Source organism: Granulicella sp. 5B5, assembly GCF_014083945.1.
GTDB lineage: Bacteria > Acidobacteriota > Terriglobia > Terriglobales > Acidobacteriaceae > Granulicella.
The window spans coordinates 2,401,018-2,425,580 of the sequence record NZ_CP046444.1 but is presented as its reverse complement, the minus strand read 5'-3'; the positions used below and the strand labels follow the sequence as shown (position 1 = coordinate 2,425,580).

The window sequence follows — 24,563 nt, the reverse complement described above, 5'->3', positions numbered from 1 at the left end:
CAGCAAATTCCTCGCTTTAACCAACATCAACGCATCCGCCTTGTCCCTGCCACTATAGCGCCCGAGCTTAACATTCCGCTCGCAGCACAGGCCCTTCACAAGGCACGGGAACAAATCAGGCACCTAATTCGTATGCATGAAAAATCGCCGCCACCTGCTAACCTTCGAATCAGCACTCTTGTCCAACCGCACCAGGACCACCAAAATCTCATGCGCCGCCCCGGTTTCGGGCCGCTTCCGCAGTAAATGACTCTGCAGCACCCTGGGAGACTCTCCGATGAAAAGGTTCATGCTCTGTCTCGTCGCCTGCCTTGCACTGCTCGGCTCCGTGCTCCATGCGCAGGACATCACCGGCAACTGGCAAGGCACTCTCAAGGTGCAGAAAGACCTCCGCATCATCCTGGTCATCGCCAAAGACAACGGCGCCCTAAAAGGCACAATGTACAGCATCGACCAGGGAGCGCAGCCCATCAAGGCATCGTCCATCTCCCTCGACGGCTCCGACTTCAAGTGCTCCGTCGATCTCATCGGTGGCACCTACGAAGGCAAGCTCAGCGCTGACGGCAACACCATCACCGGCACCTGGACACAGGGCCCAACCCCGACCCCTCTCGTCCTCGCCCGCGCCACCAAGACCACCGCATGGGAGATCCCCGCGCCGCCTCCGCCGCCCAAGCTCATGCCCGCTGACGCCAACCCCTCCTTCGAGGTCGCCACCATCAAGCCCAACGACTCCGGCGCCACCAGCATGCGCGGCCTCACCGTCAACGGCCGCAACTTCCGCACCCGCGCCTCATCCCTCGAAGACCTCATCGCCTTCTCCTACCAGGTCCAGGCCAAGCAGATCATCGGCGGCCCCTCCTGGATGAGCAGCGACCGCTACGACATTGACGCCGTCCCCGACGTCGACGGCGCGCCCAACCCCGAGCAGGTCCGCAGCATGATCCGCAAGCTCCTCACCGACCGCTTCCAGCTCAAGTTCCACAAGGACACACGCGAGCTCTCCGCCTTCATCCTCAGCGTCGACAAGACCGGCTCAAAGCTCGCCCCCACACAACTCACTGGCCCGCTGCCCGGCATTGGCATGCGCCCTGCCACCGGCGGCCTTACACTCATGGTCCGCAACGCCGCCATCCCGGAGTTCACCGGCTTCCTCCAGTCGCTCGTGCTCGACCGCCCCGTTGTCGACAAAACCGGCCTCAAGGGCAAGTACGACTTCACTCTCACCTTCCTTCCCGACGAGACGCAGTTCAACGGTCACTCTCCCGTCGGCAAGCTCGCCGATGGCGTCGAGCCCGCACCCAGCCTCACCGAAGCCATGCAGCAGCAGCTCGGCCTCAAGTTAAGCTCCGAAAAAACTTCGGTCGAGGTCATCGCCCTCGACCACGTTGAAAAGCCCTCGGCCAACTAACGCGTAAAGGATTCGCACCATGATCCACAACTCCGCGCGCACCCTGCTGTTGGCCGCCCTCCTTACCGTCCCATTGCATGGGATCCACGCGCAGGCTCCCCCGATTCCCGTCTCCGACCTCTCTACGCCGGCGGCCACGACGGACGTCAACCTGCCTGTCTACGATATCGCCTCCGTCAAGCCGAGCGACCCCAGCGCCCGCGGGATGCGCATCATGAACACGCCCGACGGCTTCAGCTGCAACAACATCTCCTTGAAGACTCTCATCGGCAACGCCTACGGCATCCGGCAGGACCAGATCACCGGCGGCCCTTCCTGGGTCGACTCCTCCGGCTTCGATGTCCAGGCCAAGGTCGCTGGGCAGGACCTCGAAGCTTACAAGAAGCTCACCCAGCGCCAGCGCGAGTCTCTCCTACAGCCTCTGCTCGCTGATCGTTTCCACCTCAAGCTCCATCACGAAACCAAGGTCCTCCCTGAGTACGACCTCGTCCTCGCCAAGGGTGGCTCTAAACTCAAACCCTCAGCGCCCTTCACCCCGCCACCTGACGCCGCGAAAGACCCTGTGGCAGCTCGCAGGCCCGGCAGGATGATGATGGGCCCAGGCACGCTCCAGGGACAAGGCATTCCCATGAAGACCATCGCCAACCAGCTCTCGTATGTCCTCCACTACCCCGTCATCGACAAGACCGGTCTCACCGGCGACTTCGACTTCGAGCTCAAGTGGCGCTCCGACGAATCCGGCCCACCCGCCGCCTCCGACGACGCCGGTGTCTCCATCTTCACAGCCGTGCAGGAGCAGCTCGGCCTCAAGCTCCAATCCACCAAAGGTCCCGTCGACACTCTCGTTATCGATCAGGCTGAAAAGCCTTCAGAAAATTAGCGCACGCCTGAAACCCTGCCGCACCCGCTACGTCTGACTCTTATCCCAACGACTAAGGACCGCCTGTTTCTATGCGCGCGCAACCGGCCCACAGTCCGCCTGCAAGGTATGCTGAGAGCATCGCGCTCCTCCTCGCGATGGCCGCCGCTGCCCTCCACCAGCCGCGCATCGCGGCGCAGTCCCCCGTCCCGGATACAAAGGTACCCGCCTACGACGTCGTCTCGATCAAACCCAACAACACCGGCAGCGGCAGCGTCAACGTCTCCATCGGCGATGGTAACTTCGACGCGGCAAATATCTCCCTCAAGACACTCATCCTCGAAGCCTACAGTCTCAAGGAGTCGCAGCTCTCCGGCCTTCCCAAATGGAATGACTCGGCACGTTTCGACATCCGCGCCAAGATCATCGCTCCCGATAAGAAGCTGCTAAAGTCCCTCACACGGGCGCAAAGCCGCTCCATGCTGCAGCCCATTCTGACCGACCGTTTCCAGCTGAAGTTCCATCGCGATTGGAAGATCGAACCGATCTACGATCTCGTCATCACCAAAGGCGGTCCAAAGTTCAGCGCCACCACCGCCGCCGAGTCAACAAGCGACACCGGCGTGAACGGCGTAAAGGCCGGCGGCTTCAGCGTGCGGAACGGCAGCCTCACCGCGACCGGCGTTCCTGTTTCCACACTGGTCGATTACCTCCCCAGCCAGCTGCAGCGCGTCGTCATCGACAAGACCGGCCTCACCGGCAAGTACAACCTGCAGCTCAAATGGGCACGCGACGACGCTCCGCCCTCCACCGACTCCGACGCCCCGCCCGACATCTTCACAGCCCTCAAAGAACAGCTCGGGCTCGAGCTCAAACCCTCCAAAGCTTCCATCGAAACCTTCGTCATCGACCACGTCGAGATGCCCTCGGAGAACTGACCACGGATGGCCACCATGCCCTCATTCCGACGAAAGCACCGCTGCACACGCTGGCTCTGCGCCCTCGCGTGCTTCGCCATCGCCGCCATCGCCCATGCCTCGGAGCACCACGGCCAAGTCGCCTTCAACAACCTGCCCGTCCCCGGTGCGACCGTCACCGTCACCCACGGCACACAAAAACTCTCTACCGTCACCAACGCCGACGGTAGCTACGCCTTCCCCGACCTCGCCGATGGCTCCTGGAAGATCGACATCGAGATGCCGCTCTTTGAGCCCATTCAGCAGTCGATCACCATAACCCCGAACATGCCCGGCATCCGCTGGGACCTCAAGATGCTGCCGCTTCCGCAGGTCCTCGCCAAAGCAAAAGTAATCGCGCCTGCGCAGCTCGGCGTGATGGCCGAAGCCGAGCCCACAGCCGTTCCCAAGTCCGCAGCCAAACCAGCCGGTAACGAACCCGAAGCCCCCAGACCCGCCGAGGAGCCTCCGCCATCCAACGACGGCTTCCTCGTCAACGGCACCGTCAACAACGCCGCCACCTCGCAGTTCACGCTCGCGCAGGGCTTCGGCAACACGCGCAAAGGCACCCGGAGCCTCTACAACGGTGGCATCGGTGTCATCTACGACAACTCCGCGCTCGACGCTCGCCCCTACTCTCTCAGCGGCCTCGACAGCCCCAAATCTGCCTACAACACCATCACGGGCGTCGCCACGCTCGGCGGTCCCATCCGTATCCCGCACGTCCTTCCACGCGGGCCCAATTTCTTCGTCGCCTATCAGTGGACGCGCAGCAACACCGCCACCAACGAGACCTCGCTCGTCCCCACGCTCGCGCAACGCAGTACCGTCCCCATCGACCCCATCGCCCAGGCGCTGCTCGCGCTCTATCCAGAACCCAACTCCTCCAGCGCCAGCTACAACTACCAGACGCCCGTCGTCGCCCACGCCCATCAGGACGCCCTCCAGTCGCGCCTCGAAAAATCCATCGGCCGCCGCGACGACCTCTACGGCAACTTCGCCTTCCAGAGCACCCGTTCCGACAACACCAGCCTCTTCGGCTTCCGCGACCAGACCGGCGCGCTCGGCATGAACCTCAACGCCAACTGGCAGCACCGCTTCAACGCAGGCCTTTTCGCCACGCTTGGCTTCAACTTCAGCCGCGTGCGCACGCTTATCACTCCTAACTTCGAAAACCGCCAGGACATCGAAGGCGGCGCCGGGCCCGCCGGCATTGCCGGCGTGGATAGTTCACCCGTCAACTGGGGCCCGCCCACACTCGTCTTCTCCAGCGGCATTGCCACACTCACTGACGCGCAGAGCGCCTTCAACCGCAACCGCACCGACGCCGTCTCGCCCTCGGTCCACTACTATCGCGGTCGCCACAACATCACCGCCGGCATCGACTTCCGCCGTCAGGAGTTCAACTACTTCTCGCAGCAGGACCCGCGCGGTACCTTCACCTTCACCGGCACTGCTACTGGCTCGGACTTCAGCGACTTCGCCGCCGGCACACCCGACACCGCCTCCATCAACTACGGCAACGCCGACAAATATCTTCGTCAGTCCGTCTACGACGCCTACATCACCGACGACTGGCGTCTCCGCCCCGAGTTCACCATCGACGTCGGCGTCCGCTGGGAGTATGGCGCGCCCATCACCGAGCTCAAGGACCGCCTCGTCAACCTCGACGTCGCCCCCAACTTCACCGCCGTCGAGCCTGTACTCGCCAGCGCACCCACCGGCCCACTCACTGGCAGGCACTATCCCACCTCACTCATCCTCCCTGACCGCCGCAACGTCGAGCCACGCATCGGCCTCTCCTGGCGTCCCATTCCCGGCTCATCGCTCGTCCTCCGCGGCGGCTACGGCATCTACGCCGACACCTCCGTCTACCAGGCCACTGCCCTGCAGCTCGCCGAGGAGCCGCCCCTCACCACCAACACTCTCAGCGCGCAGAACAGCACCAACTGCCCGCTCTCGCTCTCCAGCGGCCTTGTCCGCCAGCCCTGCACCGCCACCACGCCCAACAGCTTCGCCGTCGATCCCAACTTCCGCGTCGGCTACGCGCAAACGTGGCAGCTCTCCGCACAGCGCGATCTTCCCTTCGCTCTGCAGATGACCGCCACCTACCTCGGCATCAAAGGCACGCGCGGCGTGCAGGAGTTCCTCCCCAACACCTACCCTGTGGGCGGCGCGAACCCCTGCCCATCCTGCCCCTCCGGCTTCACCTACCGCACCTCCAACGGCGACTCCACACGCGAGTCCGGCAGCTTCCAGCTCCGCCGCCGTCTCCGCAGCGGCTTCTCCGCCTCAGTTCTCTACACCTTCTCCAAGTCCATCGACGACGACTCCGCGCTCGGCGGCCAGGGGCCCGTCGCCGCGGGCGCCACCAGCCAAAGCGCCGCCACAGCAGCCATCGCGCAGAACTGGCTCGATCTCCGCGCCGAGCGTGGCCGCTCCACCTTTGACCAGCGCCACCTGCTCTCCACCAGCTTCCAGTACTCCACCGGCACCGGCCTCGGCGGCGGCACGCTGCTCTCCGGCTGGCGTGGCCGCATCTACAAGGAGTGGACCTTCGCCGGCCAGATCACCGCTGGCAGCGGCCTGCCCGAGACGCCCATCTACCTCGCCGCCACCAACGGCACCGGCGTCACCGGCAACCTCCGCCCCGACCGCACCACCGCACCGCTCTACACCGGCACCGCAGGCCACTTCCTCAACGCAGCGGCCTTCACCGCGCCGCAGCCCGGCCAGTGGGGAAACGCCGGTCGAGATTCCATCACCGGCCCCGGATCGTTCAGCTTCAACGCCTCACTCTCGCGCACCTTCCGCATCTTCAAAACCTACAATCTTGATATTCGCGTGAACGCCACCAATCTTCTCAACCATGCCGTCTTCACCAGCTACAACACCACCATCAGTCCTTCTTTGGACAACCCCGTCTTCGGCCTCCCCGCTGCCACCAGCCCCATGCGCAGCCTCCAAACCACCGCAAGGCTGAGGTTCTAACCATGCGATCTGCCCTCTTCTTCGCCGCTCTCGCACCGCTCGCCATCTTCACGTCCGCGCATGCCCAGACCATCGGCCAGAACAAAGACCCCAACGCAACGCAGGGCTACACGCTCTCCGTCCACTCGCAGCTCGTCGTCGAAGCCGTCACCGTCAAAGACAAGCAGGGCAACTCCATCGACGGCCTCACCGCCAACGACTTCACCCTCACCGAAGACGGCATCCCGCAAAAGATCCGCTACTGCGAGCACCAGACCCTGCCCACCACGGCCACGCCACTGCCACCCTCCAAGCCGGAGGACGAAGACATCACCATCTACCGCAAGCTCGCCCGCACCCAGCTCGCGGCCGAACCCGCCGACAGCTCGCACTACAAAGACCGCCGCCTGCTCGCTCTCTACTTCGACATGAGCGCCATGCCTCCCGGCGACCAGCTCCGCGCCCTCGAAGCCGCCGAGAAGTTCATCCGCACCCAGATGACCCCCGTCGACCTCGTCTCCATCCTCCGCTACCAGGGCGGCTCCGTCGACGTTCTGCAGGACTTCTCCAGCGACCGCAACCGCCTCCTCAGCATCCTGCAAACCATGATCGTCGGCGAAGGCCAGGGCAACGTCGACTCAGTCGACGACGCCAGCAGTGCCGACACCGGCGCCGCCTTCGGCCAGGACGACAGCGAGTTCAACGTCTTCAACACCGACCGCCAGCTCTCCGCGCTCCAGACCGCCGCCACCATGCTCGGCGCACTCAATGAGAAGAAGGCGCTCATCTACTTCGCCAGCGGCCTCCGTCTCAACGGTGTCGACAACCAGGCCCAGCTCCACGCCACCGTGGACGCCGCCATCCGCGCCGGCGTCTCCTTCTGGCCCATCGACGCGCGCGGCCTCGTCGCCAGCGCCCCGCTCGGCGACGCCACCCAGGGCTCGCCCGGCAACCAGGGCATGTACTCCGGCACCGCCGCCCTCGCCAATACCTCCAACTTCCAGCAATCGCAGGACACCCTCTTCTCCCTCGCCGGCGACACCGGCGGCAAGGCCCTGCTCGACGACAACGACCTCGGCCACGGCATCCTCCAGGCCCAGCACGCCATCACCGACTACTACCTCATCGAGTACTACACCACCAACACCGCCCTCGACGGCCGCTTCCGCAAGATCCACGTCGCCGTCTCACACCCCGCCGACGCCAAGCTCGACTACCGCCTCGGCTACTACGCTGGCAAAGAGTTCGCCAAGTTCAACACCGCCGACAAGGAGCGTCAGCTCGAAGACGCCCTCATGCTCGACGACCCCATCACCGAACTCACCGTCGCCATGGAGATCAACTACTTCCAGCTCAACCGCGCCGAGTACTTCGTACCCATCGTCGTCAAGATCCCCGGCCGCGAGCTCGCCCTCGCCAAAAAAGGCGGCGCCGAGCGCACCCTCATCGACTTCGTCGGCGAGATCAAGGACATCTACGGCGGCAACACCGTCAGCAACGTCCGCGACAACGTCAACATCAAGCTCTCTGACGAGACCGCAACCGAGCTCGCCCACAGCCCCATCGAGTACGACACCGGCTTCACGCTCCTCCCCGGCAAGTACATGATCAAGTTCCTCGCCCGCGACGACGAAACGGGCCGCATCGGCACTTACCAGACTACCTTCACCATCCCCAACCTCAACAAGGAGACCACCACCGTCCCCACCAGCTCCGTCGTCCTCAGCGGCCAGCGCGTCGATCTCAAGGACGCCGTCTACGAAGCCATGAAGGGCAAGGACCTCGCCAAGGCCACCGCCGCGAACCCGCTCGTCGTCAACGGCCAGAAGCTCATCCCCAGCGTCACCCGAGTCTTCAGCAACGGCAAAGAGCTCTACATCTACCTGCAAGGCTACGAGCAGGCGCCCGGCCCAATGCGTCCGCTCGTCGCCTACGTCACCCTCTTCAAGGACAAGGCAAAGGTCTTCGAATCCAAACCCGTCGCCGTCACTCCCGCAGCCTCAGGCAGCGTCTCACCTGTGCCGCTCGCCTTCCAGGTCGCACTCAACGCGCTCGCCCCCGGCGAGTACCAATGCCAGGTCTCCGTCCTCGACCCCACAACACAGAAGGCCACCTTCTGGCAGGCCCCCATCCGCCTCACTCAACCCCAACCCCCGCCGCAACCTTAGACACGAACGCACAACCGCCCTCCCTCAACCGAGGGAGACACCACTAAAGTTGTCGAGGAATGAAAGGAAATGGTAGGCACGAGAGGACTCGAACCTCCGACCTCTACCGTGTCAAGGTAGCGCTCTAACCAGCTGAGCTACGCGCCTGCGTTCTTCAAGTCTACAGCCAACGCCGCGCTGCCGCAACCGCATGCCTGCGATCTACGTCCGTTCCTGCACCGCTGGCATACTCACTCTCCGGATCACGATCCACGCATACTCCGCGGCCGACACTGGTGCCAGCACCGCGATCGCCCATAGCAGCATCGTCTTCAGCTCCATCAACCGGGCACTAGGCAGCACCTTACACGTCATCACCGTCAGCACGCCCAGGATCTGCACCAGCGTATTCGCCTTCCCCAGCAGGCTCGGCCGAAAATCCCGCAGCGTGTTCGTCGCAAACAACAGCGTCGAAATCAGCAGAATCCCCAGGTCGCGGCTGAACACCAGCACCGTCACATACCGTGGCACCAGGCCCACGCGGGTCAGCACCACAAACAGCGTGCTCAGCAGCAGCTTGTCCGCAATCGGGTCAAGATACTGGCCCAGCATCGTCCGCTGCTCCAGCATCCGCGCCAGCAGCCCATCCAGCCCATCGCTGATCCCCGCCACCCACAGCAGCACAAACGCCAGCACCCACCGCCCATCCAGGATCGTAATCACCAGGAACGGCAGGGTAAACAGACGCAACATCGTCAGCAGGTTTGGTGCCGCGCCAAATTGTTTCAGGGTAGCCACGCCAAACCGAGCATAGCTGATTTTCGCGTGTACATGCGCCCCACCTCACAGTTGCCGGGGAAACTCGCACATCCGTTCTCCTCCTCCCGGACTTCACAGCATCCAATCTACGACCACTTCGGTCTTGCTTCCTGAAACCGCACGCCGTACACTGACAATAGGGCGGACTACGCGCAGTCGGCGCACCCACCCCTCACCTTATGCTGCGGCTCACCAAAAAAGCGGACTACGGCCTCATGGCCCTCAAGTACCTCGCCGAGCAGGCGAGCTGCCCCACTACGTCGCAGACCATCACCGGCGCTGCCTCGGCCAAGGCCATTGCGGACGCGTATCACATCCCTCCGCAGCTCCTCGCCAAGATCCTCCAGACGCTCGCCAAGGCCGGCATCCTCATCTCCCACGCCGGCACCAACGGCGGCTACGCCCTCGCACGCCCGGCCACCGAGATCTCAGCCTTTGAGGTCATCCGCGCCATTGACGGGCCTCTCTTCATCACCAGTTGCATCACCATTCACGGAACTTGCGACCTCGCAGGCACCTGCACCATCAAAGAGCCGTTGCGCAAGGTGAACGACAGCATCACCGGCCTGCTCGCTGAGCTTCACATCTCCGACCTCATCGAGCACACTGACCACGCTCACGACACAGCTCTCGCCGGCGGCCTGGTCAACATCGCCCGCTAAAGGGCACAGTTTTTGAGTTGTCATTCCGCAGCGTAGCGGAGGAATCTGCTTCTCGCACGCCGCGGCACAAAACATTTAGGAGCAATCACCATGGCAGAAACTCTCGGCATCAACGTCACCCAGTCCAGCAAGCCCCTTCCCGAGGGCGTCCATCTTCCCATCTACATGGACAACCACGCCACCACACCGCTCGACCCCCGCGTGCTCGAAGCCATGATGCCTTACCTCACCGGCATCTTCGGCAACGCCGCCAGCCGCAACCACTCCTTCGGCTGGGAAGCCGAGCAGGGCGTCGAGAAGGCCCGCGAGCAGATCGCCAAGCTCATCGGTGCCTCCGCCAAGGAGATCATCTTCACCTCCGGCGCCACCGAGTCCACCAACCTCGCCATCAAGGGCGTCGCGGAGATGTACAAGGAGCGCGGCAACCACATCATCACTGAGGTCACCGAGCACAAGGCCACGCTCGACACCTGCAAGAAGCTTGAAAAGCAGGGCTACCGCGTCACCTACCTCCCCGTACAGGCCGACGGCCTCATCGACATCGAAGACCTCAAGCGCGCCATGGACGACCAGACCATCCTCGTCAGCATCATGTACGCGAACAACGAGATCGGCGTCATCCAGCCCGTGCAGGAGATCGGCAAGCTCTGCCACGAGAAGGGTGTGCTCTTCCACTGCGACGCCGTCCAGGCCGTCGGCAAGATCCCTGTCAACGTCATCACCGACAACATCGACATCATGTCCATCAGCGGCCACAAGATCTACGGGCCTAAAGGTGTAGGTGCGTTGTATGTCCGCCGCCGTAATCCGCGCGTCCAGATCTCCGAGCAGATCAACGGCGGCGGCCACGAGCGCGGCATGCGCTCCGGCACGCTCAACGTCCCCGGCATCGTCGGCCTCGGCGCAGCCTGCGAGATCTGCATGAACGAGATGGAAGCCGAAGCCGCCCGCGAGAAGGAGCTCCGCGACTACCTCAAGAACAAGCTCGAAAATGCGCTCGACTACACCCAGGTCAACGGCAACATGGAGCACCACCTCCCCGGCAACCTGAACATGAGCTTCGTCTATGTCGAAGGCGAGAGTCTGCTGATGGGCATCAACGACATCGCGGTCAGCTCCGGCTCGGCCTGCACCTCGGCTACGCTCGAACCCAGCTACGTCCTCAAGGCCCTCGGCCTCGGCGACGACATTGCCCACAGCAGTATCCGCTTCGGCCTCGGCCGCTTCAACACCAAGGCGGAAGTCGACTACGTCTCCGACAAGATCATCACCGTAGTCCAGCACCTCCGCGAGCTCTCCCCGCTCTACGAGATGGTCAAAGAAGGCATTGACCTCACCAAGATCGAGTGGGCCGCCCACTAAGCAACTCGGAGTAGCAGCGGGCTTTAGCCCGCGGTAAGGAACTTTCGAAGGTGCGGGCTTTAGCCCCGGCCCGCATCTCAACCCGGACGCACCCAACTGCTCCGGAGTATCATCTAAAGAAGTGAGGAATACACCATGGCATACAGCGATAAGGTAGTCGATCACTACGAGAACCCCCGCAACGTCGGCACGCTCGACAAGAGCTCGACCGAAGTAGGCACCGGCCTCGTCGGCGCTCCTGAGTGCGGCGACGTCATGCGCCTTCAGATCAAGGTCAACCCCGTCACCCAGGTCATCGAGGACGCCAAGTTCAAGACCTTCGGCTGCGGCTCGGCCATCGCCTCCAGCTCACTCGCCACCGAGTGGGTCAAAGGCAAGACCGTCGCCGAGGCCCTCACCATCTCCAACACCGACATCGTCAAGGAGCTTGCCCTCCCGCCGGTCAAGATCCATTGTTCCGTGCTGGCTGAGGACGCGATCCGCGCCGCCATCGGCGACTGGAAGACCAAGAACGGCGTAGCCGACGAGGCCGCCGTCGCCGTCGCCGCTCACTAAGCCGTATCGACACTGTTCTCTGGGTGCCCCATTCACGACGACAGCTCCATCGTCATCATGAGTGGGGTTTCTCGTCTGGGCCTTACGCACTCAAACCCGGCGATGCTGCCTCATCATGTACCCTGGATCGCCTGTCCACAAACTTCCTCACCACCGGCACCGAGCCCGTCAACGCCCGGCATGGTGCGCTCGATCACGAACTTCGGCATACCCAGCCTCCTTGACAGTGTTCAGTAGCTTAACACTCTTAGTCGCAGATCGCAGTCTTTTCGGGTACAAACCACATAAAACCGGGTGAACCTTTCCCATAACAGCTAGAATCAAATCTGCGTATGTCTACGGTCTCCATCTCGTCCACCACCTCGCAAGCGATGAGCGCCCCCGCGCCGGAGTCCAACAAGGACCCCCTGGCAGGTATGACGCTCCTCACCGCCGAGGGTTATGAGCCCCGCGCCAAGGCCGGCATCGAGATCACGAAAAACGCCCTCAAGCGCATCCGCATCGCCATGGCAAAAGAGGGCATCTCGCCCGACGCCGGAGGCCTGCGCCTCGGCATCACCGGCGGCGGCTGCAGCGGCCTCAGTTACAACATACGCTTCGACACCCAGCCCCGCGAGCGCGACCGCACCTTCCTCTTCGGCGAGGGCATCGAAACCCCCAACGACCCCTCCGGCGCCAAGCCCGTCAAGCTCTTCGTCGACCCGAAATCCTTCCTCTACCTCGCCGGCATGGTCCTCGACTTCGAAGAGACCCTCATGCGCCAGGGCTTCAACTTCATCAACCCCAACTCCACAAAGAGCTGCGGCTGCGGCTCCAGCTTCTCTGCCTGATTCCCTCCGATTTGACACGAAATTTGATTCTCTGCGATAACCCGCGGGCGGAGGTTAGCCCATGAAGTATAGAGAAATCATCAAGCTCATCGAGCAGGACGGTTGGAGACTCCACAGCACAGTCGGCAGCCATCAGCAATACAAGCATCCGGTTAAGCCCGGTCGCGTTACGGTCGCAGGCAAGCCGGGAAAAGATGTACCCGAAGGTACTCGCAAGAGTATTCTGAGGCAAGCAGGTCTGGAGTAGGCAATGCGTGAGTATCTAGTCATCTTCGAACCAGCCAACGACGGCGGCTGGGGAGCCTACGCCCCCGACCTTCCCGGTCTAGGCGTCGTGGGAGACACCCGCGAAGATGCAGAACAGCTCATCCGCGAAGGCATCGCACTCCACATCGCTGGTCTCCGCGAAGACGGCCTCCCAATCCCCGAGCCCACCACCTTCGCCGAGCGCATCTCCGTAGCCGCCTAGCCTTTTCTACTCCTCTACCCTCTATCCTCTACACTCAGCTCTATGGACATCCACACCCTAGAGGTCCTGGGTCTCTTCCTCCTCATCTCCGTCGTCCTCTTCGCGGGCGTGGCGAAGCGCATTAACGTCCCCTACCCCATCCTGCTCGTCCTCGCGGGCCTGGTCATCTCGTTTGTGCCACGCGTCCCACGCATCCCGCTTAATCCCGACCTCGTCTTTCTGCTCTTTCTTCCACCACTGCTCTACGCCTCCGCCTGGCAAACCAACTGGCGCGAGTTCCGCCGAAACCTCGTCTCCATTACGATGCTCGCCACCGGACTCGTCGGCTTCACCGTGCTCGGCATTGCCTTCTTCGCCGACCACTTCGTTACCACCCTCGACTTCACCAGCGGCTTCCTCCTCGGCGCCGTCGTCGCCGCAACCGACGCCGTCGCCGCCGGCTCCATCGCCCGCACCCTCGGCCTCTCCCCGCGCATCACCGGCCTCCTCGAAGGCGAATCCCTCGTCAACGACGCCACCGGCCTCCTCGCCCTCGAGTTCGGCATCACGCTCCTCACGAGCGGCCACTCGCTCTCCATCCCCGAGGCCACCTTCCGTCTCCTCTGGCTCATCGCCGGCGGCCTCGGCGTCGGCCTGCTCCTCGGCCATCTCATGATCTTCGTCGAGCGCTGGATCACCGACGGCCCCCTCGAAATGGCCGCCAGCCTCATCGTCCCCTACGTCGCCTATCTCGCGGCAGAGGAGCTCCGCGCCTCCGGCGTCCTCGCCGTCGTCGCCTGCGGCCTCTATCTCAGCCGCCGCAGCGCCTCGTATCTCTCGCCCGCCGCGCGCCTCCAGATCCTCAGCGCCTGGGGCTCACTCGACTTCGTCCTCAACGGCGTCGTCTTCCTGCTCATCGGCCTGCAACTGCCCTACATTCTCGCCGGCATCCACCAGTACAGCAACTGGACGCTCGTCCTCTACGGCCTCACCTTCAGCCTCGTTCTCATCGCGCTGCGCATGGCCTGGGTCTTCCCTGGCGCGCACATCTCGTTCTGGATTCGCCGCCGCTTCTCCCATCAGCCGGCGCCCATTCCAGAGACCCGCTCCCTCTTCGTCATCGGCTGGTCCGGCATGCGCGGAGTCCTCTCCCTCGCCGCCGCCTTCAGCCTCCCCGTCACGCTCTCCAACGGCCAGCCCTTCAGGCAGCGTAGCCTCATCCTCTTTCTCACCTTCAGCATCATCCTCGTCACGCTCGTCGGCCAGGGACTCACCCTGCCTCCGCTCATCCACCGTCTCGGCCTCGCAGGCAACTCTGAGCTCGAAGATGAGATGCTCGCCGCCCGCTACCGCGTGCTCTCTTCAGCCGTCGAATGGCTCCAGCAGCAACGCGAAAACGCCTCCGGAGACGATATCCAGAACCTCGACGAGCTACTCCGCCGTTACCAACAGCGTGTCGCGGACGTCACCACCTACGACCGCATCACTCGCGCCGCCGGACAGCCCGATGAGGCAACCCGCGCATCTGCCATATTCTTCCAGAAGCGCGTCGCACTTCTCCGCCACGTCGCCTCCATAGAGCGCCGCACACTGCTCAAGCTGCGCGACGAAAACGCCATCGGCGACGAAGTCATGCGCACCATCGAACGCGAACTCGACCTCACCGAAACCCGCTTCGACGAGCTCACCTAGATAAATCCGCCGTCGCATTACCCCTTGGACATACCCATGAAGGGTCATCTCAACCGAAGCGCAGCGCAGTGGAGAGACCTGCATTTGAAACCAGCGACACTCCCTCCGGCACTCCCACCATCGTCATGAGTGAGATAACGGATATCCGGTCGTCACAACCTCACGCATACCCCAGGCCAACCCAACTCTCTTTGACAACCCGGCCACCACCCGCCAGACAGCCTCGCCGTCCGGTCGCCCCATCCACCCCTAACCCCAATCCGCTGCGGATCCTACCCCAAATTCGGGGAGGGATAGCTGGCTCTATCCCCTCTCCACTATCCCCTGCTTCACTTCCCCTGCGCCACCGCCATCACAATCTTGTTCGACACCTTCAGGTGATACATCCCCGCCAGCATCCCTTTGTACACATCGATCGGCGGCAGCATCACCTCGGCGCGCTCGCGGTCCAGCCCGCCTGGGTCTTCCACGCTGTACATCGCAATCGACCCATCGGCCATCTGCTTGAACTGCGTTCCATAACGCTGCAGCTTGCCCTCATACACCAGCTCCTTATCGATCACCAGCGCCAGCGCCGAAGGGTCGATCTTCTTCTCATCCGCCAGGTTCTCCAGCTCCGGCAGCATGCCTACCTGCCACGCATGGTCCCGTGTATGCGTCAGGATCAACATCGCCGCATTCGACGCCTCGATGCCCACCTGCGAGATCGTCGGCCAGCCCTTCGCCTTCACCAGCACCTTCAGCTCTTCGGTCAGCGCGTTGTCGATCGCCGTCAGGTTGGTCGCAATCTGCACCGCACCCTTACCCTGTGTGCCGATGCCCCGAGCCCTCTGGTCTTCGCCGCGCATCTTCAGCAGCTCATCGCGTTCGGCCACATCGGTCCCCGGCCCGTTCTTCGCAATCAGCGCCTGCCGACGCGCCTCAATCTGCGCCTTCCAGTCCGTGTTCGCCGCCGGACTCGCAGCCTGCAGCCCCGCAGCAACACCCGTACCCGGCACCATCATCGACAAGAAAAGAGCAGCAACGCCTAACCGCAAGCAACACATACCTTGAGTGTATCGCCACCCCCCACATCGCTGACATCCACACGCATCTAATACGGCACACTTACAATCAAACCTACCGATGAGCGATACCTACTTCACCCAATTCGGCCTCCCGCCCCACCTGCACATCGACACCGCTGCGCTCGAGAAGAGCTTCTACGCGCAGTCGCGCAAACTGCACCCCGACCGCTTCGCCGCGCGCCCCCTCGAAGAGCAGAACGCCGCCCTCGCCGCCAGCTCCACCCTCAACGACGCCTACCGCACTCTCCGCGACCCCATCGCCCGCACCGAGTACCTCCTCACCCTCGAAGGCATCCAGCTCGAAGAGCAGTCCCGCGCTGCCACCGATTTGGCCAAGTCCACCGGCACTCAGAAGAAGCAGGTAGCCCCACCCGACCTCCTCGAAGAGGCCTTCGAGCTCAACATGGCCCTCGAAGAGCTGAAGATGGGTGGCGACGACCCCTACGTCCGCGCCCAACTCGAAACCGAGCGCACCAAATTCGCCGCCATGCTCACCGACGCCCATCAGCAGCTCGAATCCCTCTGGACACAATGGGACACGGCAGTCGACACCAACAACGCAGCCGCAAAGGACGCCGCCAAACAAGCCATGGTCGCCCTCCTCAACCGCCGCAGCTACATCCGTAACCTCGTCCGCGACGTCAACGCCGCCCTCGAAGAGTTCCCCGAGCACCTTCGCGAACCATAGGATGGGTGGCCCATCCTTTCACAGCTTCATCGTGAAAGGGTGGGGTATCGCGCAAAGCGCGACCGCTCTCTTTATCCCAGCCCACACCGCCAAGGGATAACTCGCCCGATACCTCAGCAAACTCACAGCAGATTCCTCCGCACGGCGTGATACCACCACAGTATGCGCCGCCTGCTCACCCTCATCGCTCTCCTCACCATCGCCCCTCTGCTCCGCGCCGAAAACCCCGCCGACTGGACCACCCAGCTCCCGCCCTTCCAGATCGCCGATAATCTCTACTACGTCGGCAGCCGCGACCTCGCCAGCTACCTCATCACCACCCCCGCCGGTGACATCCTCATCAACGCCAACCTAGCGTCCTCGCCGCCGCAGATCAGGGCCAGCGTCGAAAAGCTCGGCTTCCACTGGACTGACATCAAGATCTTCCTCAACGGCCAGGCCCACTCCGACCACGTCGGCGGCGCTGCCGAAGTCCTCCGCGAAACCCACGCCCAAAACTACGTCATGGACGGCGATGTCGCCGCCATGGAATCCGGCGGCCACAAGGACTTCGCCTTCGGTCACGACATCACCACCCCCTTCACCCCCGCGCACGTCGACCACATCCTCCACGACAACGAGCGCATCATCCTCGGCGGCTTCACACTCACCGCGCACAAAACAGCCGGCCACACCCGCGGCTGCACCACGTTCACCTTCCTCGTCCACGTCCCCGGTGAGCCCGCCTCGCAACTCCGCCATGTCGTCATCGTCGGCGGCTGGGCTCCACTTTCCCACTACCGTCTCATCGACGCCCCCAACCACCCCGCGTCCTACCCCGGCATCGACCCCGACTTCCGCCACACCTTCGTCATCCTCCACGCGCTGCCCTGCGACATCTTCCTCGGCGCCCACGGCGTCTACTTCAACCTGCTCCCAAAGCTCCAGCGCATGAAGACCGAAGGCCCCCGCATCTTCATCGACCCCACCGGCTACCAGACCGCCGTCAACGAAGCCCAGCACGACTACCAGCTCATGTACGCAAAGCAAAAGGCTGCGCTCTCCCACGAGTAGCGCAGCCTCGACTTTGTACAAAGCTCTGTCCCCTCAAAAAGATTGTCATTTCGACCGGAGCATTGCGGCTTTATCGCGATGCGGAGCGGAGAAACCCCTGTATTTACGGTAGCAAGAGCCGAAGGCGCGAGCGCACTAACAGCAATGAGAGAAATCCGCGCAGAGCCGCGACACCTCTTTCCTCTCAATCAGCCTCTAGCTCTTCCTGTTCAGCGTCTTCTCCAGCGCAGTCAGATGATGCAAATCGTGTCCTGCCATAATCCTCACCAGCGTCCACAACGTCTCTTCCCCGCGCTCCGGATGCATCGCCACCTTCTTGATGTCCGCGTCCTTCAGCCCTTCGATAAAAACCACGTTCCACTTCCGCAGCGCCTTGAAACACCCCATCGCCTCGGCCAGCGAGTACGACTTGTACGCCTTCGCCCAGCTATCCTGGTCGAACGGCTGAATCACCGGGTTCTTCTCGCCATACACATAGCGCAGCCGCCACGCCCACGCGATCTCGCAGTCCGCCATGTGGCAGAGGGTCTCTCGCAGGCTCCACTTGCCCGGCGCAGGGCGCGAATCGATCTGTTCATCGCTCAGATCATCCAGCAGTTTCATCAGTTTACGCGGAGTCTTCGCAATCACCTTGGCCGGATCGCGGTCGCCCAGCACGTCATCGTACGGAACCTTGCTCGTCGCCACTCGTTGCTCCTTGAAATTAATCCTTCGCCTTCCATGGATCATACTCGCCCACCGACCACAGATACCCCTCCGGATCGCGCACCGAGAACGATCTGCCCCCGTACTCCATCTCGCGCAACTCCATCACGATCTCCGCCCCGGCAACCTTCGCGCTCTCCCAAATCGGCCCGCAGTCCTCCGCCACCAGGTACAGCGGAGAGGTCACTCTCCCGCCAATCTCCTCCGGCGTCGCATACAGCTGCTTCATCGGCCCCGGGTTCGACGCCGAACCCAGCATAATCATTCCCGTCCCAAACCGAAGCTCCGCATGGTCCACGCCACCGGCCTTGCCTTCATACACTGCATGGCGCACCATGCCAAACGCCTTCTCCAACCACGCAATTGCAGCATGGGCGTCTTTATATCGCACACTCGGAATTAACATCGACCCTGAAGCCATCGCTGTCTCCCCCCTAGCATCATCCAGCGTACAGTGCATTCTGTACAGTGAAAATAGCTCACTTTCGGAAGGAGCCCGCATGAACGCCGCCCTCGTCCAGTCCTACGACGCGCCCCCCGTCTACACCACCTTTGAAGCTCCCATCGCCGCCGAAGGCGAGCAGCTCGTCACCGTCGCCGCCGCCGGCCTGCACCAAATCGTCAAATCCGTCGCCAGCGGTCAGCACTACACCAGCACCGGCAAACTCCCCTTCATCCCCGGCGTCGACGCCACCGGGCGCCTCGTAGGCCCCCTCGGCTCACTCCCCGCCGGAACCCGCATCTACTTCGGCGGCGCGCGCTTCCCCTACGGCACCATGTGCGAGCAGACCGTCATCGGCAACATGATGGTCATCCCTCTGCCCGACTCCCTCGACGACGCCTTCGCCGCCGCCGTCGCCAACCCGGCCATGTCCTCCTGGGTCGCTCTCGACCGCGGCCGCTTCACCCCCGGCGAAAGCGTCCTCATCCTCGGAGCCACCGGCACCTCCGGCCAGCTCGCCGTGCAGATCGCCAAGGCCCGTGGCGCAGGCCACATCATCGCCGCCGGCCGCAATCCCGAGGCCCTCGAAAAGCTCAAGTCCCTCGGCGCCGACCGCACCATCTCGCTCACGCAGGACCGCGACGCCATCATCGCCGACTACCGCTCTGCCATCGCCGACTGCGGCATCGACGTAGTCCTCGACTACCTCTGGGGCCCCGCTGCCGAAGCCACCCTCGCCGCCATCTCCCAGCGCGGCGTCATCAAATCCGGCACTCGCGTCCGCTTTGTCCAGATCGGCAACCTCGCCGGCGAAAACATCTCTCTCAGCGCCCACACCCTGCGCTCCACCAACCTCGAGCTCCTCGGCTCCGGCTTCGGCAGCGCCGACCTCACCGCCATCCGCACCGCCATCACCGAGTTTTTCACCCTCACCACCACTCACCCCTTCGACTTCAGCTACAAAACCGCCCCACTCTCCGAAGTGACCGCACTGTGGAACGAAAAAGACCAGGCCACCCGCCTCGTCTTCCAGCCCTAACCAACGATGCTGTCTTTAGCCCACGATGCTGTCTTTGTTCTTTCGGAGGGAGCAGGGGCCTTTAGGCCCCTGAATACCCGCTCACAATAGAAGGGGCTTTAGCCCCGGCCACACAGCAACCGAATATTCATTCCACCCCTTGCGTCCCCGCCATCCGCGGACGCATCCTATGCACACCGCCGTGCTCCACCAACCCCCACGGCCGGTCCAAGGACAATCCAATGCAATACAAAACACTCGGTGACACGGGCCTTCTCGTCTCGACCCTCTGCTTCGGCACCATGACCTTCCACGGCGGCCAGGGCATGTTCCGCCACATCGGCACCGTCGACCAGGCCGGCGCCGACGAGCTCATCAAGGCCTCCATCGACGGCGGCATCAACTTCTTCGACACCGCCGATGTCTACTCCGAAGGCCACAGCGAAACCATCCTCGGCCAGTCCCTCAAGAACCTCAACATCGCCCGCAAGGACGTCGTCATCGCCACCAAGGTCTTCGGTCGCGTCGGCCCCGGCCGCAACGACGTCGGCGCCTCACGCGGCCACATCATGGACGCCGTCGACGCCTCCCTCAAGCGCCTCGGCACCGACCACATCGACCTCTACCAGATCCACGGCACCGACTGGGTCACACCCCTCGAAGAGACCCTTCGTGCCCTCGACACCCTCGTCCAGAACGGCAAGGTCCGCTACATCGGCGTCTCCAACTGGCACGCCTGGCGGCTCGCCAAGGCATTAGGTATCTCTCAGTACAAAAACCTCGCCCGCATCGACACCCTGCAGGCCTACTACTCCATCGCCGGCCGCGACCTCGAACGCGAGCTCGTCCCCTTGATGGAAGCCGAAAAGACCGGCCTGCTCGTCTGGAGCCCCCTCGCCGGCGGCCTGCTCTCCGGCAAGTTCAGCCGCGACAACCAGAAGCCCGCCGACTCCCGCCGCTCCGAGTTCGACTTCCCCATCGTCGACAAGGACCGCACCTGGCGCATCCTTGACGCGATGAAGCCCATCGCCGAGGCCCACAACTGCAGCCCGGCGCGTATCTCGCTCGCGTGGCTGCTCGCCAAACCAGTCGTCACGTCGATCATCATCGGCGCCAAGCGCATGGACCAGCTCACCGACAACCTCGCCGCCGTCGACCTCAAACTCACCCCCGACGAGCTCCAGCAGCTCGACGAAGTCAGCGCCCTCCCACCCGAGTACCCCGGCTGGATGATCCCCTTCCAGACTGCCAACCGCCTCGACCCCAACATCCAGCGTCCCGGCCTCCCGCAGCCCAAAAAGTAGTTCCAACTTGTGTGCCCCACTCATGACAGCAGCATCGTCATGGGTGGGGTAACACCTTCAGCTCTACCGAACCAACCCATCCCGCCCCAACCTGCCCATCCCTCCACAGAAGTGTCATCTCGACCGAAGTCCGCGCTTTTTGCGGACGCAGCGGAGAGACCTGCGTCTCCCGCAGCAAGCGCCAATTCTTCCTCGCCAAGAACCCCAAACCCCGCCTCACGCATCCCTCAAATAGGCGAAAATAGTAGATGGGCACAGCCGCAGCGGACCGCGCCCATGAAAGAGGCTTCCTTTGGCAGTAGCACCCGTCGTCGGCATCGACTTAGGCACCACCAACTCGCTCATCGCCTATATGCAGGGCGACACTCCCGCCGTCATCCCCGGCGAAGACGGCAGCCCCATCGTCCCCTCCGTCGTCGCCTTCGACCAGGAAACGGCTAATGGATTTTCAGTCGGCAACGCCGCGCGCAACGTCCTGCTCTCCAACGCCGCCAACGCCGTCTACTCCGTCAAGCGCCTCATGGGCCGCGACCTCGCCGACGTCGAGCCCGAGCTCAAGCTCTTCCCCTTCCATCTCGCCCCCGGCCTCCAACCCGGCGAAGTCCTCAAGCTTAACGTAGGCGGCCTCACCCTCACCCCGCCGGAGATCTCCGCCTACATCCTCCTCCAGCTCAAGCGCAACGCCGAGCGCTTCTTCGGCGCCGAAGTCACTAAGGCCGTTATCACCGTCCCTGCCTACTTCAACGACGCGCAGCGGCAAGCCACGAAAGACGCCGGAAGAATTGCCGGCCTCGAAGTCCTCCGCCTCGTCAACGAACCCACCGCCGCCGCATTGGCTTATGGTTTGGACAAAAACAAAGACGGCATCATCGCAGTCTACGACTTCGGCGGCGGCACCTTCGACATCTCCATCCTCAAGCTCCACGAAGGCATCTTCGAAGTCATAGCCACCGGGGGCGACACCCACCTCGGCGGCGACGACATCGACAATCTCCTCACCGCCATCGCCCTCGACGACATCAAAGGCGATCTGGGCACCGACGTATCCACAAACCCCGAAGTCATCCAGCAACTCCGCAAGACCGTCATCGAAGCCAAGATCGCCCTCAGCTCCACCGACAACGCGCGCCTGCAACTCACCCTACCCGCCGACTCCGGCGCACCAGAAAAACTCTACGCCCGCGAGATCAGCCGCACCCAGTTCGAAGGCCTCATCGCCGCCGTCATCGAACGCACCGCGCAACCCGTCCGCCAAGCCCTCAAAGACGCGCAACTCACCCCCGCCCAGATCGACGAAGTCGTCATGGTCGGCGGCTCCACCCGCATCCCCGCGGTCCGCGCTCTCGTCACCAAACTCTTCGACCTCGAATCCCGCAACAAAAAGCTCCACACCGAGCTCAACCCCGACGAGGTCGTAGCCCTCGGTGCAGCCGTTCAAGCCCAAATCCTCTCAGGCACCGAAAACACCGCGACCAACGACCTCCTCCTCCTCGACGTCACCCCACTCTCGCTCGGCATCGAAGCCTACGGCGGCGTCATGAGCAAGGTCATCCAGCGCAACTCCACCATCCCCGCCTCCGCCACCGAACACTACACCACCGCCGTCGAAGGCCAAACCGCCGTCGCCATCCACGTCCTGCAAGGCGAACGCGAGCTCGCCAAAGACTGCCGCTCCCTCGCCCGCTTCGACCTCAAAGGCATCCCACCCATGGCCGCCGGCATGGCCCGCGTAGAGGTCAAGTTCCTCATCGACGCCAATGGCATTCTCCACGTCTCCGCGCGCGAGCAGCGCAGCGGCCAGGCTGCCCAGGTCGAAGTCAAACCTACCTATGGATTGACGGACGAGCAGGTCGAAACCATGATCCTCGACTCCTTCGACTACGCCGAGGCCGACATCACCGCCCGCCAGGTCATCGAGGCCACCAACGAAGCCCACACCATTCTCGACGCCGTCGCCAAAGGCAAGTCATCGCAGGCCTGGCAGCAGCTCACCTTCGACGAGCACGCCAACATCGAAGCCGCCGTCCTCGAGCTCCAGAACTCCATCAAAGGCGGCGACTACAAGGTCATCCGCAAAGGCATCGACCAGCTCGACAAAGCCACCCGCCGCTTCGCCGAGATCATGATGGACTCCGCCGTCACCGGCGCCCTCGGCGGCAAGACCATGGCTTCCGCCAGCGACGACATCGCCGCCAAAGGCGCAGCCCCCACCGCCCCCCACGCCTTCAAAAAGGCCGAGTTCGAAGACTCAACCGACACCCCCGGCGACTCTACCGAAGACTAACCCGCGTCCATCCTCATCACTTCGCGTGCTCTTCGTTGTGCAGCACCTGGTCGCGCGTGTACCCCTCCCATACCCACGGCGTAACCGTGTCGCCCATCAACTTCTCCAGCAGAGGCCGGAACGCCAGCTCCCCATTATCGCTATTGGTCAACAAAATCATGCACGACCCGCTGCGAGGAAAGCAGATCACATAATTCTCAGCGCCGTCTCCGTGCCCTTCCTTGAAGAACGCGGACCCATACTTCGTCCGTTCCAGCAAGCCCCATCCCAGCCCGTAACCAAGCCCCTCCGCTTCGCCATCGTTTCCGCTGGAAGCCTCGAACGGCGGAAACTCGTGCGTCGCATGGATCGCAATCTGTTTCGTAAACATCTGCTGCTCCGTCGAAGCCCGCAGAATCTTCTTCGCCAGCAGCGCCTCCAGAAACAGCGCCAGGTCATTGGCACTCGTCACCATTGAACCCGCAGCCTTGGCGTCGTTGCGATGCGTCGGCCCAATCGGCTTCCCCTTCGCGTCATACCGCAACGCAGAGTTCTCCTCGAACGACGGCTGCCACACCATGCCCGTCTGCCTCATCCCCAACGGCCTGAAGATGTCCTTCGCCATCGCATCCGCAATCTGCAGGTGCATCCGGTCTTCCAGCGCAAACTGCAGCACGTTCAGCCCCTCGCCCGAGTACGCAAAGCGCGTGCCCGGCGTGAAGTGGATATGGATCTTCCCATCCGGCTCCATTCCGCTGAAGTTCGCAAATCCCGACGTGTGCGACAACATCATGCGCGGCGTCACCGCCTGCCACCGCGGGTCTTTCACCACCTCCGACCCCGTCACCCTGTAGTGCTCAACCTCATTCAACGGCCGCGTCAGGATCTTCGCCACCGGCTCATCCAGGTTCAACTCGTGCTGCTCCACCAGCTGCATCACCCACGTAGCAAACACCGCCTTGGTAATCGAGGCCGCCCAGGTGTTCGTGTCCGGAGTCATCGGCAGGTTCTTCGCCACGTCCCGCAGCCCAAATCCATATGACCAGACGAGCCGTCCGTGGTTCAGGATCGCTATCTCCGCGCCCGTCACTCCGTCCGCCTTCAACTCCGTCGCGGCAATCTCCTCAGCCTGCGCTCGCGACAACACCGTCCCATCCAGGCGTCGAATCACGCCATCACGCTGCGCCAGCGCAGGCATCGACACCGCACACGCCGCCAGGAATCCAGTCACGACAGCAGCAAATCGATCGGTCGTCATAATGTGACGATCTTATCCACTCCGCCCGGATACCCAAATCAAAATCTGCTTCGT

At 63.1% G+C, this 24,563-nt stretch carries 22 protein-coding genes and 1 tRNA gene; 17 read left to right on the top strand and 6 right to left on the bottom strand.

The features are described 5' to 3' along the window. Positions 1 to 289: 289 nt before the first annotated feature. The 5 genes from GOB94_RS10185 to GOB94_RS10165 all read left to right on the top strand — a co-directional run bounded on the left by GOB94_RS10185 (position 290) and on the right by GOB94_RS10165 (position 8,364). The gene (locus GOB94_RS10185; protein ID WP_255483834.1) at positions 290 to 1,411 is read left to right on the top strand and encodes a TIGR03435 family protein; all 1,122 of its coding nucleotides are present in this window, start codon (positions 290 to 292) and stop codon (positions 1,409 to 1,411) included. Between the two features lie 19 nt (positions 1,412 to 1,430). Then, complete coding sequence (locus tag GOB94_RS10180; protein WP_182275818.1) at positions 1,431 to 2,291, top strand: TIGR03435 family protein; 861 nt, start codon at positions 1,431 to 1,433, stop codon at positions 2,289 to 2,291. 71 nt (positions 2,292 to 2,362) lie between these two features. Continuing rightward, complete coding sequence (locus GOB94_RS10175) at positions 2,363 to 3,208, top strand: TIGR03435 family protein (RefSeq protein ID WP_182275817.1); 846 nt, start codon at positions 2,363 to 2,365, stop codon at positions 3,206 to 3,208. Positions 3,209 to 3,223: 15 nt separating this feature from the next. Beyond that, a complete protein-coding gene (locus GOB94_RS10170) occupies positions 3,224 to 6,217 on the top strand; it encodes a carboxypeptidase regulatory-like domain-containing protein (protein WP_182275816.1) in 2,994 nt (997 codons plus the stop codon). A gap of 2 nt (positions 6,218 to 6,219) precedes the next feature. After that, a complete protein-coding gene (locus GOB94_RS10165) occupies positions 6,220 to 8,364 on the top strand; it encodes a VWA domain-containing protein (RefSeq protein WP_182275815.1) in 2,145 nt (714 codons plus the stop codon). 70 nt (positions 8,365 to 8,434) lie between these two features. On the opposite strand, the gene GOB94_RS10160 is transcribed toward GOB94_RS10165, so the two are convergent. Together GOB94_RS10160 and GOB94_RS10155 are read right to left on the bottom strand one after the other, a co-directional pair. Beyond that, positions 8,435 to 8,511, bottom strand: a tRNA-Val gene (locus GOB94_RS10160). Positions 8,512 to 8,565: 54 nt separating this feature from the next. Then, positions 8,566 to 9,141: a CDP-alcohol phosphatidyltransferase family protein gene (locus GOB94_RS10155; protein WP_182275814.1), complete on the bottom strand. Its 576-nt coding sequence runs from the start codon at positions 9,139 to 9,141 to the stop codon at positions 8,566 to 8,568. 200 nt (positions 9,142 to 9,341) lie between these two features. Between GOB94_RS10155 and GOB94_RS10150 the strand changes: the two genes are divergently transcribed. The 7 genes from GOB94_RS10150 to GOB94_RS10120 all read left to right on the top strand — a co-directional run bounded on the left by GOB94_RS10150 (position 9,342) and on the right by GOB94_RS10120 (position 14,711). Then, entirely contained in the window at positions 9,342 to 9,824 is a 483-nt protein-coding gene (locus GOB94_RS10150; protein WP_182275813.1) for an Rrf2 family transcriptional regulator, read from the top strand. Positions 9,825 to 9,914: 90 nt separating this feature from the next. Further along, a complete protein-coding gene (locus GOB94_RS10145) occupies positions 9,915 to 11,186 on the top strand; it encodes an IscS subfamily cysteine desulfurase (RefSeq protein WP_182275812.1) in 1,272 nt (423 codons plus the stop codon). 135 nt (positions 11,187 to 11,321) lie between these two features. After that, positions 11,322 to 11,741: a Fe-S cluster assembly scaffold IscU gene (gene iscU / locus GOB94_RS10140; protein WP_182275811.1), complete on the top strand. Its 420-nt coding sequence runs from the start codon at positions 11,322 to 11,324 to the stop codon at positions 11,739 to 11,741. A gap of 332 nt (positions 11,742 to 12,073) precedes the next feature. Further along, positions 12,074 to 12,571 (top strand): iron-sulfur cluster assembly accessory protein, encoded by a 498-nt coding sequence (locus GOB94_RS10135; protein ID WP_182275810.1) that lies wholly within the window; start codon positions 12,074 to 12,076, stop codon positions 12,569 to 12,571. 61 nt (positions 12,572 to 12,632) lie between these two features. Next, a complete protein-coding gene (locus GOB94_RS10130; RefSeq protein WP_182275809.1) occupies positions 12,633 to 12,818 on the top strand; it encodes a type II toxin-antitoxin system HicA family toxin in 186 nt (61 codons plus the stop codon). A 3-nt stretch (positions 12,819 to 12,821) separates the two neighbouring features. Beyond that, positions 12,822 to 13,040, top strand: coding sequence for a type II toxin-antitoxin system HicB family antitoxin (locus GOB94_RS10125; protein WP_182275808.1), 219 nt, complete (start codon positions 12,822 to 12,824; stop codon positions 13,038 to 13,040). 42 nt (positions 13,041 to 13,082) lie between these two features. Continuing rightward, positions 13,083 to 14,711 (top strand): Na+/H+ antiporter, encoded by a 1,629-nt coding sequence (locus tag GOB94_RS10120; protein ID WP_182275807.1) that lies wholly within the window; start codon positions 13,083 to 13,085, stop codon positions 14,709 to 14,711. Between the two features lie 329 nt (positions 14,712 to 15,040). On the opposite strand, the gene GOB94_RS10115 is transcribed toward GOB94_RS10120, so the two are convergent. Continuing rightward, positions 15,041 to 15,715, bottom strand: coding sequence for a DUF6624 domain-containing protein (locus GOB94_RS10115; RefSeq protein ID WP_255484413.1), 675 nt, complete (start codon positions 15,713 to 15,715; stop codon positions 15,041 to 15,043). A gap of 121 nt (positions 15,716 to 15,836) precedes the next feature. Here GOB94_RS10115 and hscB point away from each other — a divergent pair, with 121 nt between their 5' ends. Together hscB and bla are read left to right on the top strand one after the other, a co-directional pair. Beyond that, positions 15,837 to 16,466: a Fe-S protein assembly co-chaperone HscB gene (hscB, locus tag GOB94_RS10110; protein ID WP_182275805.1), complete on the top strand. Its 630-nt coding sequence runs from the start codon at positions 15,837 to 15,839 to the stop codon at positions 16,464 to 16,466. Positions 16,467 to 16,628: 162 nt separating this feature from the next. Beyond that, positions 16,629 to 17,519: a subclass B3 metallo-beta-lactamase gene (gene bla / locus GOB94_RS10105; RefSeq protein ID WP_182275804.1), complete on the top strand. Its 891-nt coding sequence runs from the start codon at positions 16,629 to 16,631 to the stop codon at positions 17,517 to 17,519. Positions 17,520 to 17,714: 195 nt separating this feature from the next. Here the strand turns inward: bla and GOB94_RS10100 are convergent, their stop codons facing one another. Together GOB94_RS10100 and GOB94_RS10095 are read right to left on the bottom strand one after the other, a co-directional pair. Next, entirely contained in the window at positions 17,715 to 18,206 is a 492-nt protein-coding gene (locus GOB94_RS10100) for a DinB family protein (RefSeq protein WP_182275803.1), read from the bottom strand. Positions 18,207 to 18,222: 16 nt separating this feature from the next. Beyond that, the gene (locus tag GOB94_RS10095; protein WP_182275802.1) at positions 18,223 to 18,645 is read right to left on the bottom strand and encodes a VOC family protein; all 423 of its coding nucleotides are present in this window, start codon (positions 18,643 to 18,645) and stop codon (positions 18,223 to 18,225) included. Between the two features lie 79 nt (positions 18,646 to 18,724). Here GOB94_RS10095 and GOB94_RS10090 point away from each other — a divergent pair, with 79 nt between their 5' ends. From GOB94_RS10090 to hscA, 3 genes are all read left to right on the top strand, one after another. Continuing rightward, positions 18,725 to 19,705 (top strand): zinc-binding alcohol dehydrogenase family protein, encoded by a 981-nt coding sequence (locus GOB94_RS10090; RefSeq protein WP_182275801.1) that lies wholly within the window; start codon positions 18,725 to 18,727, stop codon positions 19,703 to 19,705. A gap of 221 nt (positions 19,706 to 19,926) precedes the next feature. Further along, complete coding sequence (locus tag GOB94_RS10085) at positions 19,927 to 20,988, top strand: aldo/keto reductase (protein WP_182275800.1); 1,062 nt, start codon at positions 19,927 to 19,929, stop codon at positions 20,986 to 20,988. A 352-nt stretch (positions 20,989 to 21,340) separates the two neighbouring features. Then, positions 21,341 to 23,272, top strand: a complete 1,932-nt coding sequence (hscA, locus tag GOB94_RS10080; RefSeq protein ID WP_255484412.1) for a Fe-S protein assembly chaperone HscA — start codon at positions 21,341 to 21,343, stop codon at positions 23,270 to 23,272. 16 nt (positions 23,273 to 23,288) lie between these two features. Here hscA and GOB94_RS10075 read toward each other — a convergent pair whose 3' ends face one another. Continuing rightward, the gene (locus tag GOB94_RS10075) at positions 23,289 to 24,509 is read right to left on the bottom strand and encodes a serine hydrolase domain-containing protein (protein WP_182275798.1); all 1,221 of its coding nucleotides are present in this window, start codon (positions 24,507 to 24,509) and stop codon (positions 23,289 to 23,291) included. Positions 24,510 to 24,563: the final 54 nt, after the last annotated feature.